Annotated in this window: 21 protein-coding genes; 17 read left to right on the forward strand and 4 right to left on the reverse strand. The window is 45.3% G+C overall.

Going from position 1 to position 20,045, the window contains the following annotated elements; genetic code table 11:
* Positions 1–186: 186 nt before the first annotated feature.
* On the reverse strand, positions 187–915 hold the full coding sequence (locus tag R7Z78_RS22835) for a redoxin family protein (protein WP_005382781.1): 729 nt from the start codon (positions 913–915) through the stop codon (positions 187–189).
* 169 nt (positions 916–1,084) lie between these two features.
* On the opposite strand from R7Z78_RS22835, the gene oxyR reads away from it, so the two are divergent.
* On the forward strand, positions 1,085–1,996 hold the full coding sequence (oxyR, locus tag R7Z78_RS22840) for a DNA-binding transcriptional regulator OxyR (protein ID WP_005381326.1): 912 nt from the start codon (positions 1,085–1,087) through the stop codon (positions 1,994–1,996).
* Between the two features lie 52 nt (positions 1,997–2,048).
* Here the strand turns inward: oxyR and R7Z78_RS22845 are convergent, their stop codons facing one another.
* The gene (locus R7Z78_RS22845) at positions 2,049–4,610 is read right to left on the reverse strand and encodes a penicillin-binding protein 1A (RefSeq protein ID WP_025768081.1); all 2,562 of its coding nucleotides are present in this window, start codon (positions 4,608–4,610) and stop codon (positions 2,049–2,051) included.
* Between the two features lie 144 nt (positions 4,611–4,754).
* On the opposite strand from R7Z78_RS22845, the gene pilM reads away from it, so the two are divergent.
* From pilM to rplI, 14 genes are all read left to right on the forward strand, one after another.
* Positions 4,755–5,771: a type IV pilus biogenesis protein PilM gene (gene pilM, locus R7Z78_RS22850; protein ID WP_005381324.1), complete on the forward strand. Its 1,017-nt coding sequence runs from the start codon at positions 4,755–4,757 to the stop codon at positions 5,769–5,771.
* The gene (locus tag R7Z78_RS22855; protein ID WP_104975648.1) at positions 5,755–6,330 is read left to right on the forward strand and encodes a PilN domain-containing protein; all 576 of its coding nucleotides are present in this window, start codon (positions 5,755–5,757) and stop codon (positions 6,328–6,330) included. Before pilM ends, R7Z78_RS22855 begins: the two co-directional genes overlap by 17 nt.
* Positions 6,323–6,916, forward strand: a complete 594-nt coding sequence (locus tag R7Z78_RS22860) for a type 4a pilus biogenesis protein PilO (RefSeq protein WP_033907305.1) — start codon at positions 6,323–6,325, stop codon at positions 6,914–6,916. Before R7Z78_RS22855 ends, R7Z78_RS22860 begins: the two co-directional genes overlap by 8 nt.
* Positions 6,906–7,421: a pilus assembly protein PilP gene (locus R7Z78_RS22865; protein ID WP_005382766.1), complete on the forward strand. Its 516-nt coding sequence runs from the start codon at positions 6,906–6,908 to the stop codon at positions 7,419–7,421. Before R7Z78_RS22860 ends, R7Z78_RS22865 begins: the two co-directional genes overlap by 11 nt.
* Before the next feature lie 25 nt (positions 7,422–7,446).
* Entirely contained in the window at positions 7,447–9,192 is a 1,746-nt protein-coding gene (locus tag R7Z78_RS22870; RefSeq protein WP_165439071.1) for a type IV pilus secretin PilQ, read from the forward strand.
* Positions 9,193–9,379: 187 nt separating this feature from the next.
* Positions 9,380–9,898, forward strand: coding sequence for a shikimate kinase AroK (aroK, locus tag R7Z78_RS22875; protein ID WP_005381319.1), 519 nt, complete (start codon positions 9,380–9,382; stop codon positions 9,896–9,898).
* A 32-nt stretch (positions 9,899–9,930) separates the two neighbouring features.
* On the forward strand, positions 9,931–11,031 hold the full coding sequence (gene aroB, locus R7Z78_RS22880; protein WP_104975646.1) for a 3-dehydroquinate synthase: 1,101 nt from the start codon (positions 9,931–9,933) through the stop codon (positions 11,029–11,031).
* A 52-nt stretch (positions 11,032–11,083) separates the two neighbouring features.
* Positions 11,084–12,595 carry an SPOR domain-containing protein gene (locus R7Z78_RS22885; protein ID WP_033907307.1) on the forward strand — a complete coding sequence of 504 codons (1,512 nt, stop codon included), beginning with the start codon at positions 11,084–11,086 and terminating at the stop codon, positions 12,593–12,595.
* A gap of 69 nt (positions 12,596–12,664) precedes the next feature.
* Positions 12,665–13,504 (forward strand): Dam family site-specific DNA-(adenine-N6)-methyltransferase, encoded by an 840-nt coding sequence (locus R7Z78_RS22890; protein WP_005381301.1) that lies wholly within the window; start codon positions 12,665–12,667, stop codon positions 13,502–13,504.
* A gap of 92 nt (positions 13,505–13,596) precedes the next feature.
* The gene (gene rpe, locus R7Z78_RS22895; protein WP_005381300.1) at positions 13,597–14,268 is read left to right on the forward strand and encodes a ribulose-phosphate 3-epimerase; all 672 of its coding nucleotides are present in this window, start codon (positions 13,597–13,599) and stop codon (positions 14,266–14,268) included.
* A 244-nt stretch (positions 14,269–14,512) separates the two neighbouring features.
* Positions 14,513–14,902, forward strand: a complete 390-nt coding sequence (gene rpsF, locus R7Z78_RS22900) for a 30S ribosomal protein S6 (protein WP_005381299.1) — start codon at positions 14,513–14,515, stop codon at positions 14,900–14,902.
* Positions 14,903–14,910: 8 nt separating this feature from the next.
* On the forward strand, positions 14,911–15,213 hold the full coding sequence (gene priB, locus R7Z78_RS22905; protein WP_005381298.1) for a primosomal replication protein N: 303 nt from the start codon (positions 14,911–14,913) through the stop codon (positions 15,211–15,213).
* A gap of 16 nt (positions 15,214–15,229) precedes the next feature.
* Positions 15,230–15,457, forward strand: coding sequence for a 30S ribosomal protein S18 (gene rpsR, locus R7Z78_RS22910; protein ID WP_000090472.1), 228 nt, complete (start codon positions 15,230–15,232; stop codon positions 15,455–15,457).
* A gap of 33 nt (positions 15,458–15,490) precedes the next feature.
* Positions 15,491–15,943 (forward strand): 50S ribosomal protein L9, encoded by a 453-nt coding sequence (rplI, locus tag R7Z78_RS22915; RefSeq protein ID WP_005381278.1) that lies wholly within the window; start codon positions 15,491–15,493, stop codon positions 15,941–15,943.
* Between the two features lie 77 nt (positions 15,944–16,020).
* Here rplI and R7Z78_RS22920 read toward each other — a convergent pair whose 3' ends face one another.
* Positions 16,021–16,785 (reverse strand): DUF481 domain-containing protein, encoded by a 765-nt coding sequence (locus R7Z78_RS22920; RefSeq protein WP_005381276.1) that lies wholly within the window; start codon positions 16,783–16,785, stop codon positions 16,021–16,023.
* 221 nt (positions 16,786–17,006) lie between these two features.
* Here R7Z78_RS22920 and R7Z78_RS22925 point away from each other — a divergent pair, with 221 nt between their 5' ends.
* Both R7Z78_RS22925 and alr read left to right on the forward strand, forming a co-directional pair.
* Positions 17,007–18,407, forward strand: coding sequence for a replicative DNA helicase (locus R7Z78_RS22925; RefSeq protein ID WP_005382759.1), 1,401 nt, complete (start codon positions 17,007–17,009; stop codon positions 18,405–18,407).
* 13 nt (positions 18,408–18,420) lie between these two features.
* Positions 18,421–19,497, forward strand: a complete 1,077-nt coding sequence (alr, locus tag R7Z78_RS22930; protein ID WP_005381272.1) for an alanine racemase — start codon at positions 18,421–18,423, stop codon at positions 19,495–19,497.
* Positions 19,498–19,535: 38 nt separating this feature from the next.
* Here the strand turns inward: alr and R7Z78_RS22935 are convergent, their stop codons facing one another.
* Positions 19,536–19,955, reverse strand: coding sequence for a secondary thiamine-phosphate synthase enzyme YjbQ (locus R7Z78_RS22935; protein ID WP_005381271.1), 420 nt, complete (start codon positions 19,953–19,955; stop codon positions 19,536–19,538).
* Positions 19,956–20,045 lie beyond the last annotated feature (90 nt).

Consider the following 20,045-nt stretch of genomic DNA (forward strand, 5'->3'; position numbering starts at 1 on the left):
AACTCTCGCTTTTGTTTTAAGCCAAGCTAGCTACATTGAGCTTGGAGAGTGAATTGGATAGTTGAATCTGGATAAGTAGTCACCTTATTGGCAGATGACTACTTATCTAGACTAGTAGAAGAAGTGGTTTAGGGTTGGCCTCCGAGCCAAAGGCACCGGAGACCGAGGGTGTAGGCTTTGGACAGCTTAGCCTAGATACGCTTCTAGCTCTTCGCTACCGCCGATGTGCTTGCCACCGATAAAGACTTGTGGAACAGTCGTGCGACCAGATATAGCTCGTAGACTAACTGTTGTTGCGTCTTTACCCAGAATCACTTCTTCATATTGAAGACCGTGGTCAATCAGATTTTGTTTCGCTTTCATACAGAAAGGGCAGCCTGGTTTAGTGAACACCGTGATGGATTCTTGCGTTTTGTAGTCAGGCGCTATGTAGTTCAGCATCGTATCTGCGTCTGACACCTTGAATGGGTCGCCTGGTTCGTTTGGCTCAATGAACATTTTTTCCACTACGCCATCTTTTACTAGCATGCTGTAACGCCATGAACGTTTGCCAAAGCCGATGTCGTTTTTATCCACTAACATACCCATGCCATCGGTGAATTCACCATTACCATCCGGGATGAAGGTAATGTTTTCTGCTTCTTGGTCTTGTTTCCATGCATTCATCACGAACGTATCATTGACCGAGACACAAATAATCTCATCCACTCCGTGCTCTTTAAATACAGGGAACAATTCGTTGTAACGAGGTAGATGGCTTGATGAACAGGTTGGAGTAAATGCACCCGGTAAGCTAAATACGATAACGGTCTTACCTTTAAATAGCTCATCGGTCGTTACATTCACCCAAGAGTCACCTTGACGAACTGGAAAAGTAACTTGAGGGACTTGTTGACCTTCTTTAGATACAAACATAATGATTTCCTTTAACTATTTTAAATTATGCGTATAGAGCTTAGCGTTTTTCGTCGCTCTGTTTCGTTTTGTTGAGCCCATTATTGTAAAAATCCTTTGATAGCTCTAATCGTTTGGTGTTATGGTTTTGATAGGCATTAGCTATTGTTAAAGAAGCGAAGCGTGAATTATGAATATTCGAGATTTTGAGTACTTAGTTGCACTTGCGGAACATAAGCACTTTCGCAAAGCGGCAGAGGCATGTTTTGTTAGCCAGCCAACATTGAGTGGGCAAATTCGTAAACTAGAGGATGAACTCGGGACCACGCTTTTAGAGCGAAGCAGCCGACGTGTTTTGTTTACCGATTCAGGGTTACAGCTGGTGGAGCAGGCTAAACGCATCTTAAGTGAAGTGAAAACCTTCAGAGATATGGCAAGCGGTCAAAGCGGAGCCATGACTGGACCGATGCATATTGGTTTCATCCCGACGGTTGGGCCTTATCTATTACCCAAAATTCTGCCGCAGATAAAAGAAGCATTTCCTGAGCTGGAGCTATTTCTGCACGAAGCTCAGACACATCAATTAGTGCGTCAATTGGAAGAAGGCAAACTAGATTGCTTAGTTTTAGCTTCGGTTGATGAAACTGCGCCATTTAAAGAGATCGAAGTGTATCAAGAGCCATTAAGTGTCGCAGTGCCATGTGACCACGAGTGGGCCTCTCTCGACCATGTTGATATGTTGGAGCTGAATGGTAAAACCGTTTTAGCGTTGGGAGACGGCCACTGTCTGCGAGATCAAGCGTTAGGTTTTTGTTTTGCCGCTGGTGCAAAAGACGATGAGCGTTTTAAAGCCACCAGCTTGGAGACGTTACGCAACATGGTTGCTGCCGGTGCGGGGATTACGTTATTGCCTCAGCTTTCTATCCCTAATGAGAAGCAAAAAGATGGCGTATGCTACGTACCAGCTGTTAACCCAACCCCCTCGCGTAATATCGTTCTCGTATACCGTCCGGGCTCACCATTACGAGCTAGGTTTGAAGCTTTGGCGGCGAAGATTAAAGAAGTATTGGCTTCTTATCCTTCATTGAACGCCGCGGCGTAAAAGCCGACATAAAAAAGGGAGAGCTTGATGCTCTCCCTTGTGCTTTTGTGATTTAGAACAGTTCTTCTGCGCCAGAGCCTGAAGAGTAAATACTATCTTCTAAACGGTCGCCAGCGTATTCGGTAGGCTCCGTGCCTTTTTCAAAGTATTCGAACATTGATGTGCTATCTACCTTGTGCGTTAGCATACCGCTGTTGCGATCAATACGAACTCGAATAATATCCTCTGGAATATTTTTACCTTGCTCCGGCGTCCCTTCTAGCGCAACACGCATGAAGTCAATCCAAGCAGGCTCTGCGGTTTTCGCACCCGACTCGGCACCAGAAATTTGGCCTTGCCCTAGGTTGCTGTTAACAGTGGTGCGGCCAAGTGCACGTGAGTGATCATCAAAGCCAACCCAAGCTATCGCAACGACACCAGGTCCATAGCCATTGTACCAAGCATCCTTGGAATCATTCGTTGTACCCGTTTTACCCCCGATATCACGACGACCAAGTTTTTGCGCGCGCCAGCCTGTACCATTCCAACCTGTGCCTTCACGCCAGTTACCGCCACCCCAAATGTTGCTGTACATCATCTCACGCATTAAGAATGCATTCTGTTCGGAGATAACTTGCGGTGCATATTGAGGTTCATCATTTTCAAGGGCATTGTCTGTTGCTAGGCCATCAATCGCGACGTCTTGTTCGCCAAATTCATCAGCGTAGCGATTTTCTGGCTGCTCGCTCATTTGCGGACAATCCTTATGACAAACACTCTTTGGATTGGCTTTAAACAGTACTTCACCGAATGCATCTTCCACGCGTTCTACATAGAATGGTTCAACGTAATAACCACCGTTTGCAAACACAGAGTAACCTTGTGCCACTTTCATTGGTGTTAAGCTGCCAGCTCCGAGTGCGATGGTCTCAGAGCGTGGTACTTGGTTAATATCAAAACCGAAACGAGTAAGGTACTGACGTGTCTCCTCGAGGCCAACTTCACGGAGTGTACGCACTGCCATGACGTTTTTTGATTGAGCTAAGCCGAGGCGAAGACGCGTTGGGCCACCATAAGTTGGTGGTGAGTTTTTTGGTCGCCAAGCTGAACCAGAACCTGCATCCCACTTGTTAATTGGCGCATCGTTAATCAAAGTCGCTAGAGTCAGCCCTTTGTCAATTGCTGCCGAGTAGATGAAAGGCTTGATACTTGAACCAACCTGACGCACTGACATGGTTGCACGGTTAAACTTGCTGTGAACAAAGTTGAAACCACCAACCAGCGACAATATCGCGCCATTTTCTGGGTTCATCGCAACAAACGCGGTGTTTGCTGTCGGCACTTGGCTCAGTTTCCAGCTCAGTGTTGTGTTGTCATCTTCATCGGTTTCACTTACTTCGCGAACCCAAACTTGTTGACCTGTCGCTAGCACATCATGCGCTGACTTTGGTGTTGAGCCTTGGCGGTTATCAGTAATGTACTTACGCGCCCAGTGCATTCCAGTCCAAGGGATGGTTTGCTCTTCATGGTTCTTAACCCATACTTGCGCCGTCTTATCATCGACTTTCGTCACAACCGCAGGGTAAAGGTCACCATAAGTTGGCTGTTTCTTCAGGTGCTTTTCTATTTGCTCATTGCCCCAGGCCGCTTCCCCTTCTTTCCAAAGCACACTTTCTGCACCACGGTAGCCGTGACGTTCATCGTATGACAAGAGGTTATTTACCGCAGACGTATTCGCAGCATCTTGCAGTTTAGAATCCACAGTCATGTAGATATTCAAGCCAGAGGTGTAAGCTTCTTCTTCACCGTACTCTTTTACTGCCCATGCACGAGCCAACTCTGCTACGTAAGGTGCGGAAAGCTCAATCTCAGCGCTATGATAACGCGCCACGATAGGTTCATTGCGTGCTTCGTCATACTGCTCTTGTGTAATGTATTTCTCATCAAGCATTCGCATTAATACAACGTTACGGCGTTTTGTTGCGCGCTCAAGAGAGTAAATTGGGTTCATGGTTGATGGCGCTTTTGGCATACCAGCGAGTGTTGCAATCTCACTTAACGTCAATTCATCAAGGCTCTTACCAAAATACACTTGAGCGGCAGCACCAAAGCCATATGAGCGGTAACCAAGGAAGATTTTATTGACATAAAGCTCCATGATTTCTTGCTTACTTAAAAGCTGCTCAATATGGATAGCAATAAAAATCTCTTTAATCTTACGCATGATCTTCTTCTCATTAGATAAGAAGAAGTTACGAGCTAGCTGTTGCGTAATCGTACTTGCACCCTGTTTAGCCGAGCCTGAAACCGCAACAACAACAGCTGCACGAGTGATGCCGATAGGGTCGATACCAGGATGCTCGTAGAAACGGCTATCTTCGGTTGCGATGAGCGCGTGAATTAAGTCTTGAGGAATTTCGTCATAAGTAACAGGAATACGACGCTTTTCACCGAACTGTGCGATCAGCTTCCCGTCTTGACTAAACACCTTCATAGGTGTTTGTAATTCAACGTCTTTTAGAGTTGCAACATCTGGCAATTCAGGCTTCACATACTGATAGAAGCCAAATATTGTGGTGACTCCAAGAATTATGCAAATCAATGTTAAAAATAATAAACGCTTTATGAACTTCACCGGAGAATCCCTGATTGGTTGAGGCTGTGTAACGGCAAACCCTTGTACTCTTAGGTCAAAAATTTAGCACATAAGAGATATTAACTCTTATTTGGATGCTAATAACAACCTTTGCACGAAGAAATTTCGGAGCGAGAGTAAGAGATGGATAAGCTAATCGTTACCGGCATCGATATAGGCCATAACAGCCTCAAAGCCGTAGTACTTAAACCCACAGGCAACAATTACGCTCTGTTGGGTTACAAAGAAATATTACTAAAGGAAGGTATTGTCGCTGAAAATAACACCATAAATCATCAAGAAATTGTAAAGACCCTCAAGCAGATAAAAAAAGAACTGCCTTTTGGCGCTAAAAAAGTTGCGATTTCAGTTCCTGATAACTCGGTAATTAGCAAGAAACTGCAAATAGAACAAAATCTTGAAGAGAGTGAAGTTGAGTTTGCAGTGATACAAGCCTTTTCTCATCAATCGCCATTCCCTGTCGAAGAGCTGAGTTTAGACTTCGTTCGTCTTCGCGCTGAGGGCGGGCAGAGTGGCAGTGATAGCTATCAAGTGTTTGCGACAAGAAAAGATGTGGTAGAAGGCCGAGTCGATGCATTACAAAAGTCCGGACTAAAACCTGTTTTAGTGGACGTGCATTCGCAAAGCCTTGGTCATATCTGGAAGCTCACCGCCGATCGCTTTCCTGACAAAAACAAATACTGCTTACTCGATATTGGCACCTTATCGAGCTCCTTCACCATGTTTACCGAACAAGGTGAACTGTTTCACAAAGAGTTTGCTTACGGCACACGCGGAGCAAACAGCGCTTCTCCAGTCGATTTTCTGTCCGATGATGCTCAGGAGAAAACAGAGCTGTTTAACCGTCAAATCGTAGAGCGAGTAAAGCGCCAGATGCAGCTCTATACCTCAATCAATGGCTCACAAAACATCAAGGGTATCTGGTTATCAGGGGAAGGGGCCTCCACTCCCATGCTCGCAGAGGAGTTGTCTCAACAATTGTCGTTAGAGTGTGAATTGCTAAATCCGCTAGGGCTATTTGAGATGAAGGTGTCTAAGCGTAAGCGTCGTGCTGTGGATTGGCAGCATTTCTCAACAGCAGCCGGACTGGCCGTTCGTGGCATTCATTGGCTAGGAGGCGCCCGTGCTTTATCGCATTAATTTACTTTCTTGGCGAGAGAAGCAAAGAGAAGAGCACCGACGTCGTTTCATCAGTTTGGTCGCATTAGGCATGTTGGTCGCTGTTGGCATCCAGTGGGGTATTGGAAAGTTTTTTGAGTACCAACAAGATCAACAACAGGAGCGGCTCGATTACCTCACTCACTACATTGCCGAACTCGACCAGCGTATTGAAGCAATGAAAATTGCAGAGCAAGAGCACAGCAAAATCCTCGAACGTCTAAAGGTCGTTGAAGGTTTACAAAACGGACGAAACAAAACGACCGAGTTCATGAACTTAATGCCTGCCGTTATCCCTGAAGGTGTATATGTCGACAAGATCAAAATGAATGATCTGGAAATTGAGATCTCTGGGATCTCAGATAGCACTCCAAAACTTGCCACGATGCTGGACAACATGGAGCGCTCGGCCAAGTTGAACGACGTAGAAATGCATTCCATCGTTCACGGCAAAGCCCGTTTTGGGAAAGAGTTTCAAACATTCAAAGTGTCTTTCATGTTCAAAGTAACGGAGAAGAAATTGGAGGCTCAACGTGGTTGATTGGCAGGATCTCGAAATAGATGAAATGGCCGAGTGGCCATTGTTGCCCCAGATTGTAGTAATCGCGCTTCTGATCATGGCGATTCAAGGCTTAGGTTATTGGTTTTACCTTAAACCGAAAGAAGAACAGTTGAATCACTTGATCCAGCAGGAGCAGACACTCAAGGTGGCATTGAAGATCAAAGCGAACAAAGTGGCAGCGTTGCCTCAGCTTCAATCTCAATTGGATGAACTTACCACTCGTTACGAGTTATTACTGCAACAACTGCCTGCGCAAAAAGAGCTGGCTACAATGCTCGCTTCAGTGAATGAGCTTGGCATCGACAATAAGCTGACTTTCACCCGAATCGACTGGGGCGAAAAACAATCAGAGCACTTCCTTTATCGTCTTCCTTTAAACATAGAGTTAACGGGCGACTTTCATGACATCGGCCATTTTTCTCAGGCGATAGCGACGCTACCTCGAATCATCACGTTTAAAGATGTGACTTGGCAACGTGTCAGCCAAGAGAGTGAAACCCTGCACTTTCGGGTGCGCGCTAACACCTATCAGTTTAAGCCGGAGGAGACGAAAAATGACAAGTAAGTCTTTGTTGCTGGTACTGATGGGTTCTCTATTGATGGGTTGCCAGGCGAATGATGAATCATTGACGGATTTTATTCGAGGAGTGGAAACACAGGCGCGTCGAGAGGTCGAGAAGCTTAAGCCCGCAGACAAATATGTTGCAGTCACGTACGCACCGGAAGTACAGCGTGCACCCTTTGAATTACCCAAAGAAGCCACTATCGCGACTCAGCCAGTTGCAAGAAAAGATTGTTGGCAACCGCCCTCAAGAAGGCGAACTGGTAAATTAGAAAAATTCCCATTAAGCCAATTACGTTTGAAAGGTGTCATGGGCATGGATAACACGGTTTCTGGCCTTGTTCAGGCTCCCAATGGCACCGTCTATAAAGTTAAGCCGGGTCAATACCTCGGACGCAATAATGGCAAAGTGACCCATGTCAGCCACTCCTACTTGTTGATTAATGAAACGTTGCCCGACGGCTTAGGATGTTGGCAAAAACGTAAAGTTAAGTTGGCTTTGAGATAGCCCCATTTATTTTTGATATTGAGTAATGAAAATGAGACAAGGATTAACACGTACACCAAGGATACTTACTGGGCTCTTCTCCTTATGGTTGTTTGTATTTTTAGCCCCTTTAGCGGCAGCTGAAGAAGTTTCGTCCAATGCCCTAAAAAGTATCGACTTTCGAACTAATAAAGATAAAGACGCCGTGATTGTCGTCGAATTGGCGTCACCGGCCGCGATTGTAGATATCAAGCGTGTACAGGAAGGGTTAAGTATCGATTTGCTTAACACTTCAGTAAAAGACGAGCAATTGTATCTCCTAGACGTGAAAGACTTTTCGACTGTGGTTGAGAGCGTAGAAGTGTTTCGCGACACCTCGACGACGCGCTTGGTTGCGCACATCAATGAAGAATACATGCATGATTACCGTTTAACGGGGCGTTTTTTGGAAATCAAAGTAGCGAAGATCAAACCCAATGAGAAAGCCCCAGATAAAAGCATTTTAGAAAGAGAAGGTAAGCTTATTTCGATTAACTTCCAAGATATTCCTGTGCGAAACGTCTTGCAGCTTATTGCTGATTACAACCAATTCAATTTGGTTGTCTCCGACTCTGTAGAAGGCAACCTCACGCTTCGTCTTGATGGTGTCCCTTGGCAGCAAGTGCTGGATATTATTTTGCAAGTTAAGGGGTTAGATAAGCGTGTTGATGGCAACGTGATTTTAGTTGCTCCGACTGATGAGCTGGACTTGCGTGAGAAGCAGCAGTTAGAAAAACAAAAACTGACGGAAGAAATGGGAGAGCTTTCATCTGAAATCATCAAAGTTAATTTTGCTAAAGCATCAGACATTGCGGAGATGATCAATGGTGAAGGAAATATCAGCATGCTGTCAGAGCGCGGCAGTATGACCATTGATGAGCGAACTAACTCGTTATTGATTAGAGAGTTACCTGAAAACATCGAGGTGATTCGAGAAATTATTGAGTCTTTGGATATTCCAGTTAAACAGGTTCAAATTGAGGCGCGTATTGTGACCATCAATGAAGGTAACATGGACGAGTTAGGGATTCGTTGGGGTTTTACATCTATTAATGGCAGTAATACAGTGGGCGGTTCTATTGAGAACAACCTCGCCACGATCGGTCTTTATAATGGAGAAGGGGACGACGACGGTGGTGACGCTGATGGAGTGGGGATCGATGACTTCCTTAATGTAAACTTAGCTGCAACCAGCCCGAATGCGACCAGTCTTGCTTTCCAAGTTGCGAAGTTAGGATCAGACACACTACTTGATTTGGAACTTTCTGCGCTGCAACAAGAGTCTAAAGCTGAGATTATCTCGAGCCCACGTTTGATCACTACCAATAAGAAACCAGCCTATATCGAACAAGGTACAGAGATTCCTTACCTAGAGTCATCATCAAGTGGTGCAACGACGGTGACGTTCAAAAAGGCGGTATTAAGTTTGAAGGTGACCCCGCAAATCACACCGGATAACCGCTTAGTGTTGGATTTAAGTGTCACGCAAGATAGACCTGGACAAGTCGTGAAGACAGGCACTGGTGAAGCTGTTGCGATTGATACTCAACGTATCGGGACGCAAGTGTTAGTGAATAACGGTGAAACGGTCGTTCTTGGTGGTATTTTTCAGCACAGCATTACTAACTCGGTGGACAAAGTGCCTTTGTTGGGCGATCTGCCGCTATTAGGTGCGCTTTTTCGTCGAAGCTATGAGAATGTTGGCAAAAGTGAGCTGTTAATTTTCGTCACGCCTAAGGTGGTGATTCAGTAGTTCTGTCTCGGGAAAAACTGATTAAATCAAAAATAAAGTTGCAATAGTGGCACCATGCTTGGATAATTTCGGGTCTTATCACGAATTATCTGTGAGGAACTGGTGCCACAAGCCTTGTAGAACAGCAGTTTAGCTGTGTTTTCTTGTGGCGATCTTATTGAATCAATGTTGTAAATTACTGCTAAACATGGCTGAGAAACGTAATATTTTCCTTGTTGGCCCAATGGGCGCCGGCAAAAGTACAATTGGTAGACATCTAGCACAGCAACTGCATATGGAGTTTGTTGACTCCGATACAGTGATCGAAGAACGCACTGGTGCAGACATCTCTTGGGTTTTTGATGTAGAAGGTGAAGAAGGCTTCCGCAAGCGTGAAGAAGCGGTACTTGAAGACCTAACACAAGAGCAAGGCATCGTGCTTGCGACTGGCGGTGGCTCTGTTAAGAGCAAAGAAAACCGCAATCGTCTTTCGGCACGTGGTGTTGTTGTTTACTTAGAAACGACGATTGAAAAGCAACTTGCGCGTACAAACCGCGACAAGAAGCGTCCTTTACTTCAAACGGATAACCCTCGCGAAGTACTGGAGCAATTAGCTGAAGAACGTAATCCTTTATATGAAGAAGTAGCGGATTACACTGTTCGCACTGACGATCAAAGTGCAAAAGTGGTAGCCAACCAGATCGTAAAAATGCTAGAAGAGAGATAAGTCTTTATCTTTTTTTTAATTGGAGCAAACCGATGGAACGGATTACGGTCAACCTAGCTGAGCGTAGCTACCCAATCTCTATTGGCGCCGGGTTATTTGAGGACCCGGCGTACCTCTCTCAAGTTCTCTCAAACAAAAATGCAAAACAAAAAGTTGTTGTGATCAGTAATGTCACAGTGGCGCCTTTGTATGCAGACAAAATTTTAAAGCAACTCGAGCAGCTCGGCTGTAGTGCATCCTTGTTAGAATTGCCTGACGGTGAACAGTACAAAAACTTGGATGTATTTAATCAAGTAATGAACTTCTTACTGGAAGGGAGTTATGCTCGTGATGTTGTGATCATCGCGTTAGGTGGTGGTGTTATTGGCGACCTTGTGGGTTTTGCGTCTGCCTGTTACCAGCGTGGGGTCGACTTTATTCAAATACCGACCACATTACTATCCCAAGTGGACTCTTCGGTTGGTGGAAAAACCGCGGTTAACCATCCGTTGGGTAAGAACATGATAGGTGCGTTTTACCAACCTAAAGCCGTGATCATTGATACCAACTGCCTGTCGACGTTGCCTGAACGTGAGTTCGCTGCGGGTATCGCCGAAGTCATTAAGTACGGCATTATTTACGATACAGATTTTTTTGTATGGTTAGAAGACAATCTTGAGCGCTTGTATGCGTTGGATGAAGAAGCACTAACTTATGCGATCGCACGTTGCTGTGAAATAAAAGCGGAAGTGGTGGCTCAGGATGAGAAAGAATCGGGCATCCGTGCTTTGCTTAACTTAGGTCACACCTTTGGTCATGCGATTGAAGCGGAACTTGGCTATGGCAATTGGCTGCATGGTGAAGCGGTATCTTCCGGCACTGTTATGGCGGCCAAAACGTCGCATCTACGCGGTCTGATCTCGGAAGAGCAATTTGAGCGTATTGTTGCGATTTTGCGTCGTGCAAAACTGCCTGTGCATACTCCAGACAGTATGAATTTCGATGACTTCATCAAGCACATGATGCGAGATAAGAAAGTCCTCTCTGGTCAATTACGATTGGTTTTGCCTACAGGCATTGGCACTGCCGAGGTAATTGCTGATACGACGCAAGACGTACTCAAGCAGGCAATAGACTTCGGTCGCGATATTTAACCTTGTAATGGCGCCTTTGGGCGTCATTCTTGTAGTGTATTAAGGTTATTAGATGAGTGTTGCTCACGTACTGGAATTAGATTCTCAAATCGAGTTGCTTGATAGATTAGGTCTACTGACTAACTTTGGTTCCAATCTCATTGCGATTAATGGTCATGATGGGTACGGGAAATCTTGGTTAGCGCAGCGATACCTTGAAGTGGGTGCCAGTAACAAGAATCAATGTTTGTTACTTTGTCATTCTAATCAAGACGATGTGCAGCATCGCGTCCTTATTTTGAGTCAACTGGTTTCAGACGCATTGTTTAATCAGCAAGAGCCTTTACTTGATAGCCTTGAAAGGCTTTTAGGTGATGAGGCGTGTGACATTGCAATTGTTGTCGATGATGCGCATTTATTGAGTGAGACACTTATCTCTGAGCTTTGGATGCTGGTCTTAGAGGCGCACCATAAGCCAAATTGGACCATCAATGTCTTACTGTTTACACAGTCTGGACGTTTAGACGGTTTGCTAGCACGTCTCAGTTATGGACAAGAGATAAAGCCTGTTGAGCTTGATATTGATATGTTGTCCGAAGTGGAAGCTCGTCGTTTCTTTGAGTCACTTGTTGCGCGCTACGTCGATGATGAGTCTGAGAAACGGGTTCGAGATGCATTTAAAAAAGTCGACCCAGTACCGGGTGACATCATGGCGTTAGGAGAGATGAAAGTGGAAAAAAGGATCATTATCCGCTCGATTGTCGGTTCACCCCTGAATATTGCGTTGGTGGTATTAGTCTTACTGTTGCTTGCTGCTGGTGGCTATTGGTGGATGCTTAGTCAACCAAGTCCTGATGATAAAGCGCAGCAAATTGCTGGCAGTTTAGAGCAAACGGCTATTCCAACTTTTGAAGAGTCAGGAGTCAGTGCAGCGCAGTCTTCACTGCAACCTGTAACCGATGGCTCTAGCAGTCTTGATAAGTCTGGTGCGGTTGATGATTCTGATTCATTACCGCCAGCTGTGACAGAAGAAGTAGCGAGCGTAGGCAGTGATGACAATCAACAAAGAGTGGTGATTGAGTCGAATGTGGTCGATGCATTGCTTGAAGGTAAAGCTGATTCAGCAGACACAAAAGCGATTGATGATGTCGTAGGTACTGAGAAGACAGAAACCGCCGATGAAACTAGCTCTCCTTTGATTAAAGTCGTAAAACCGAATCAAGATATGACGCAAGCACCTGCTCAGTCAGAAGAGGGTGAGGCAAACCAACCTGTTGTGAAGTTTTCATTTGCTCGTGAAGAGCTAAAAGCGCTATCGCCAAGAGCTTATACTTTACAACTCGCAGCTATGACCTCAATGGAAGATGTACAATCCTTTCTCAATGAGCATCAACTGAATAATCAAGTGCGAATTTATCCTACCGTTCGTAATGACACCGAGTGGTATATCATCACATATCAAGATTATCCGACAATTCAAATGGCTCGTGATGCCGTCGCAAGCTTGCCAGATTCGGTTAAGTCGGTGAGTCCTTGGGCAAAATCACTCCGTCAGGTTCACCGTGAAATTGAACGAGTGAAATAAACCTGAGCTTCCCTGAAAAATATGTTACATTCCGCAGCCTTAATTTTTGGTCGATAGATAGAGCAGTAGATGAAAAAGCAACGAGCCTTTCTTAAATGGGCAGGAGGAAAATACGGACTGGTTGAAGACATCCAACGTCATTTGCCGCCGGCTCGAAAGCTAGTTGAACCTTTTGTTGGTGCGGGCTCAGTGTTTCTGAATACCGATTATGACCATTATCTACTTGCAGATATCAATCCAGATTTGATCAATCTGTACAACCTGCTGAAAGAACGCCCTGAAGAGTATATCTCTGAAGCGAAGCGTTGGTTTGTCGCTGAGAACAACCGCAAAGAAGCCTACCTACACATTCGCGCTGAGTTTAATAAAACCGATGACGTGATGTACCGTTCTTTAGCGTTTTTGTACATGAACCGCTTTGGTTTTAATGGCCTATGCCGTTACAACAAAAAAGGTGGCTTCAATGTACCGTTTGGCTCTTACAAAAAGCCGTATTTCCCTGAGGCGGAATTGGAGTTTTTTGCAGAAAAAGCCAAAAAAGCTACGTTCGTTTGTGAAGGTTATCCTGAAACATTTCGTCGTGCGCGCAAAGGGAGCGTCGTGTATTGCGATCCACCTTATGCGCCGCTTTCAAATACGGCAAATTTTACCTCATACGCAGGTAATGGTTTCACGTTGGACGACCAAGCTGCATTAGCCGACATTGCTGAAAGAACAGCGACTGAACGTGGCATTCCTGTGTTGATTTCTAACCACGACACTACCTTGACACGTCGGTTGTATCACGGTGCGGATCTTAATGTGGTTAAAGTAAAGCGTACCATTAGCCGTAATGGTAACGGTCGTAATAAAGTTGATGAGCTACTTGCGCTTTTTCATGCCCCAGACATGGATAAATCAAACTCTTAATTCTCACACTATTATATCTAAATAGTGGATCTCCCCACTGGCTTCGGTAGAATTGCGCGCAGATTGTTTGCTCATTACTACTGAGGTCAGGTATGAAAGATTTTCTTATTGCTCCATCCATTTTATCGGCAGATTTTGCTCGTCTCGGTGAAGATGTAGAAAAAGTACTCGCAGCGGGTGCGGATGTGGTGCATTTCGACGTTATGGATAACCACTATGTACCAAACCTGACTTTTGGTGCGCCTGTGTGTAAAGCACTACGCGATTATGGCATCACGGCGCCAATCGATGTTCACCTAATGGTGAAACCCGTTGACCGTATTATTCCTGATTTCGCAAAAGCGGGTGCGTCGATGATTACGTTCCATGTAGAAGCTTCTGATCATGTAGACCGTACACTGCAGTTAATTAAAGAGCACGGCTGTCAGGCTGGTGTGGTACTAAACCCAGCAACGCCACTTGCAAGTCTTGAGTTTATTATGGATAAAGTCGACATGATTCTACTGATGTCGGTAAACCCTGGTTTTGGTGGTCAATCATTCATTCCTCATACACTAGATAAACTGCGTGCCGTTCGTAAGATGATTGACGAGTCTGGTCGTGATATCCGCTTAGAAATCGATGGCGGTGTAAAGGTTGACAACATTCGTGAAATTGCAGAAGCGGGCGCAGACATGTTTGTCGCAGGCTCGGCGATTTTCGGTGAGCCAGATTACAAACAAGTGATCGATCAAATGCGCGCTGAACTGGCTGAAGTTAAATAAGCACCGATAAGCCAGCGCAATAACACACTGATTTTAAAGGCTGCCATGTTGTTGGCAGCCTTTGTGTTTTCTAGTATTAGAAGAAATTAAATATCCGCTGCGATGAGCAAATAATCACTTGCCTATTTTACGCCCTTTCTGTACTATTCGTGCTCCTTAAACTCAGTCAATTATCTTTAGTTCCTTGCTTCCTCTGGACGACTGAGCCATTTGTGGAAGCTGAATAATCCGTAAGGAGCAACCAATGCGTCATTACGAAATCGTATTCATGGTGCACCCAGATCAAAGCGAGCAAGTTGCTGGCATGATCGAGCGTTACACTGGTTCAATCACTGAAGCTGGCGGTAAAATCCACCGTCTAGAAGACTGGGGCCGTCGTCAACTGGCTTACCCAATCAACAAGCTTCACAAAGCTCACTACGTTCTTATGAATGTTGAAGCTGACCAAGCTGTAATTGATGAGCTAGAAACTGCTTTCCGTTTCAACGATGCAGTTCTACGTAACATGATCATGCGTACTAAAGCAGCGATCACTGAGCAATCTATCATGCTTAAGCAAAAAGAAGAGCGTGCTCCACGTCGTGAAGAGCGTTCTGAAGCTAAGCCTGAAGCTAAGTCAGAAGCTGCTGAGTAAGTTTTCTTATGGCCAATCGAATGGAGCTGAGCGGCACCATTGCCAAACCGCCCATTCGTAGTAAAAGCCCTGGTGGCATTGAACACTGTCGGTTTTGGCTGGAGCATCGCTCTACTATTATCGAAGCTGACTTACCTCGACAAGTTTATTGTCGTATGCCGGTAGTCGTCAGCGGGCTTGGGTCACAAGCACTAACTCAGAATTTAGTTCAAGGCAGTAACATTAAGGTAAGTGGTTTTGTCACTTATCAAACCGGCCGAAATGGCGTGGGAAAATTAGTGTTACACGCCGACAACATTACTCAAATTTAAGATCAGGAGATAGCCCATGGCTCGTTTCTTCCGTCGTCGTAAATTCTGCCGTTTCACTGCAGAAGGCGTACAAGAGATTGATTACAAAGACGTAGCAACTCTTAAAAACTACATCACTGAAGCTGGTAAAATCGTACCTAGCCGTATCACTGGTACAAGCGCTAAGTACCAGCGTCAACTAGCACGTGCTATCAAGCGTTCACGCTACCTAGCTCTACTACCGTACACTGACAAGCATCAGTAATCGGTTCATTTTATTAAGAAAGAGGATTAAGCAATGCAAGTTATTCTACTTGATAAAATTGGTAACCTAGGTGGTCTTGGCGATACTGCAAACGTTAAATCTGGCTACGCTCGTAACTTCCTTATCCCACAAGGTAAAGCAGTTATGGCAACTAAAGCTAACGTTGAAATGTTTGAAGCTCGTCGTGCTGAACTAGAAGCTAAAGTTGCTGAGCAACTAGCTGCTGCAGAAGCTCGCGCAGAGAAAGTTAACGCTCTAGAAGCTGTAGTTATCGCTTCTAAAGCTGGTGACGAAGGCAAACTATTCGGTTCTATTGGTACTCGTGACATCGCTGATGCTATCACAGCTGCAGGCGTTGAAGTTGCTAAGAGCGAAGTTCGCCTTCCTGAAGGTGCTCTACGTACAACTGGTGAGTTCGAGATCAGCGTTCAACTTCACTCTGAAGTTTTCGCAACTGTGAACCTACAAGTTGTTGCTGCTGAGTAATTCAGTATCAAGACGAAATACTAAAAAGCACCTCCTTGGAGGTGCTTTTTTTATTTCTAAAACTGAGAGAAAAAGGGTTAAAAAGCGAAAAGTAAATTAACGGAAAATACGCTGTCTGCTTTGCTTAAGCCTTCAGGCACTTTATCGTGATACTGACGAGAGTGCGCCAGTTTCAGTGCAATATCTTCAGTAATATCATTGGTTACACTGAGTTCACTATCAGTACGTGTGTTACTTCTACCTGTTACCAACGTAATATCAGCTGCGAAACTTAAATTATCCAACGCATGCCAAGTTGTGTTGATATTTCCTCGAAAAATGCCTTCTCTAACGATATCGGGAAAGACAATATCGTCATCATCTATTTCGTCTAAGTTTGGCTCTTGATAGCGAAAACCAGGGCCTACCTCTACCTCTAAAATGAAGTTCTCAGTGTAGGAGAACTGGTAACCCAAACCACCTGACAACGTATAGTCTTTAAAATAAGCACTGTAGCGAGAATCCACCCCTTTAAAGCTGCCATACAAATATGTCTTAGGGCCTAACTTGTAGTCACTCTGTAGGGAGTAGGTGGATGAGCGTTTGTCTTCTTCACCGTCTTTGTACAAGTTGTAGTACTTCCATTCACCATTAGAACGGTGTCGACCTGACGTATATTCAGCACTCAAACGAGCATTCAGGGAACGAGAGTCCGTGTTACCTGTGTGAGCTTGATAGCCGAACTCCACCTCGGTTTTTAGTGGGTCGGGTACATCAATATTTTGCTCTGGCTGTACTGATTCGTCAGCATACGATGCACTAGCGCACAGTAGGCTAAAGCTAAGTAACCAGTATCGGGACACATCAACCTCGAACGTAATCAAAAAGGAGGGGCATGATACTGATACAGATATTTGGTTGGGTCAATGGTAGGTTAATTTTTATTAGAGCTAGGCGGAAGAACCAGGCTATTACCTGGGTGGTTCACATGATGATTTCTTAACAAGTAATTGTCGCTTCGGGGAAGCATCTCAGTTAGGTTAAGGTTATAATCGTGGGTCAATAGTAGTTATCGAGCAAAGTCATGGCGGAAAACAGAAATCGCAAACCTTCAGACAGTCAGGTCGACGCAATCAAAGTGCCACCTCACTCACTAGAAGCCGAGCAATCAGTAATTGGTGGTCTTTTACTGGATAATGAACGTTGGGACACCGTTGCCGAACGTGTTGTGAGCAGTGATTTCTATAGTCGTCCACACCGCCTGATTTTTGAAGGTGTAAAAACCATTCTTGAAGCGGGTAAACCTCTCGATCTTATTACTTTATCGGAGTATCTAGAGCGTCACGAGTTGTTAGAAGATGTAGGCGGTTTTGCTTACCTCGCTGACTTGGCGAAGAATACGCCAAGTGCAGCTAACATCAATGCGTATGCTGATATTGTCGCTGAGCGTGCGATTGTTCGTGGCCTTATTGGTGTCGCGAATGAAATTGCGGACGCGGGCTATGACCCTCAAGGTCGCAGTTCTGAAGATTTAATAGACATGGCGGAGAGTAAAGTTTTTGCTATCGCCGAGTCTCGAACTAGTGAAAACGAAGGACCACAAAACGTCGACAACATCCTCGAAAAGACGTTAGAACGTATCGAGTTGTTGTATAAAACGCCACAAGATGGTGTTACGGGGGTCGATACCGGTTTCACAGATCTCAATAAGAAAACCGCAGGTTTGCAAGGCTCTGATTTGGTGATTGTCGCAGCGCGTCCATCGATGGGTAAAACGACCTTTGCGATGAACTTGTGTGAAAATGCGGCCATGCAACAAGAAAAGCCCGTACTTATTTTCTCGTTAGAGATGCCAGCTGAACAGTTGATGATGCGTATGTTGGCCTCTTTGTCTCGTGTAGACCAAACCAAGATCCGTACGGGTCAGCTAGATGACGAAGATTGGGCGCGTATTTCTTCTACTATGGGTATCCTGATGCAGAAGAAAAATATGTACATTGATGATAGCTCTGGTCTAACTCCGACCGAAGTGCGTTCGCGCGCTCGCCGTATCGCTCGTGAACATGGCGGTCTATCGATGATCATGGTCGACTACCTTCAGTTGATGCGCGTGCCTTCGTTAACCGATAACCGTACTCTTGAGATTGCTGAGATCTCTCGCTCTCTTAAGGCGCTGGCAAAAGAGCTAAATGTGCCTGTTGTGGCACTGTCGCAGCTAAACCGTTCCCTAGAGCAACGTGCGGATAAACGACCAGTAAACTCGGACTTGCGTGAATCCGGTTCCATCGAGCAGGATGCCGACTTGATCATGTTCATCTACCGTGATGAGGTTTATCACCCAGATAGTCCGTACAAAGGTACGGCCGAAATCATTATTGGTAAACAGCGTAACGGTCCTATCGGCTCTGTTCGCCTCACTTTCCAAGGTCAACATTCGCGTTTCGACAACTACGCGGGTCCTGCATTCGATATTGATGATGAGTAATTCCATGAGCTATATGAAAGCGGCCAAGGCGTGCATTGATTTGTCTGCGTTGCAGCACAACTTACAGCGCGTAAAAGCTCAAGCGCCACAAAGTAAAGTGATGGCTGTCGTCAAGGCCAATGGTTATGGTCACGGATTACGTCATGTCGCAAAACATGCTAACCATGCGGATGCGTTTGGCGTGGCTCGCATTGAAGAAGCATTGCAACTGCGCGCTTGTGGAGTAGTAAAGCCGATTCTATTGCTAGAAGGTTTTTACTCTCCTGGTGATTTACCTGTTCTTGTGACGAACAACATCCAAACCGTGGTGCACTGTGAAGAGCAGCTTATCGCCTTGGAGCAAGCAGACCTTGAAACTCCGGTTGTCGTGTGGCTGAAGATTGACAGTGGCATGCACCGCCTTGGGGTTCGTCCTGAACAATATGACGACTTTGTAACGCGGCTGAAGGAGTGTCCAAATGTAGCGAAACCGTTGCGTTACATGAGCCACTTTGGCTGTGCAGATGAGCTGGATAGCGATATTACCCCACAACAGATTGAGCTGTTTAAATCGTTGACTTCTGGTTGCCAAGGGGAACGTTCACTGGCGGCATCTGCGGGGTTATTGGCATGGCCTCAAAGCCATTTAGATTGGGTTCGTCCGGGTATTATCATGTATGGTGTGTCGCCATTCGATGACAAAACGGCGCAAGATCTTGGGTATCAGCCTGTCATGACACTTAAATCCCACCTTATTGCGGTACGTGAAGTGAAGAAGGGCGAAAGTGTTGGCTATGGTGGTATTTGGACCAGTGAGCGAGATACAAAAGTTGGGGTCATCGCTGTAGGGTATGGCGACGGTTACCCAAGAAGTGCTCCAAACGGTACGCCGGTGTGGGTTAATGGCCGTAAAGTACCTATTGCAGGTCGAGTTTCCATGGATATGCTGACGGTCGATTTGGGACCAGACGCAACGGATAAAGTCAGCGACGAAGCGATTCTTTGGGGGAAAGAGCTCCCAGTAGAAGAAGTGGCGGGTCACATTGGTACGATTGCGTATGAACTCGTGACTAAGCTAACGCCTCGCGTCGAGATGGAATACTCCAAATAAACAACGAAAGGCTAACCCAAGGTTAGCCTTTGTTTTATCTACTCACCGTTAATCGTAGCAATAACGCGGCGGCCGCCACCAAAGTCTCGATGCTCACCCAAGTAAATACCTTGCCATGTTCCTAAAGCTAATCGACCATTTTGGATTGGTACCGTCACACTACTGCCAAGCAGTGATGCTTTAATATGTGCCGGCATGTCGTCGTCACCTTCATAGGTGTGCTGATAATAAGGAGCACGCTCTGGCACAAACTTATTGAAGTGCGCTTCCATGTCCATACGCACGGTTGGATCAGCATTCTCATTTAAGGTCAAACTGGCGGAGGTGTGCTGAATAAATAAGTGTAATAAACCTACTGAAAGTTCGTTTATTTGTGGTAATTGTTGTTCAATTTCATCAGTTATCAGGTGAAAACCGCGGCTTCTCGCTTTTAATTGCAGTGTTTTTTGTGCCCACATACGTGTTCCTTTGGAAATTTATAAATTGGCGTCTATCCTATTCCAATTAGAGCCTGTCATTAGTAAATGATATGATTCTTGTCATCGTAA

This window comes from Vibrio sp. 1167 (assembly GCF_033340375.1).
In the GTDB taxonomy this organism is placed as follows: Bacteria; Pseudomonadota; Gammaproteobacteria; order Enterobacterales; family Vibrionaceae; genus Vibrio; species Vibrio alginolyticus.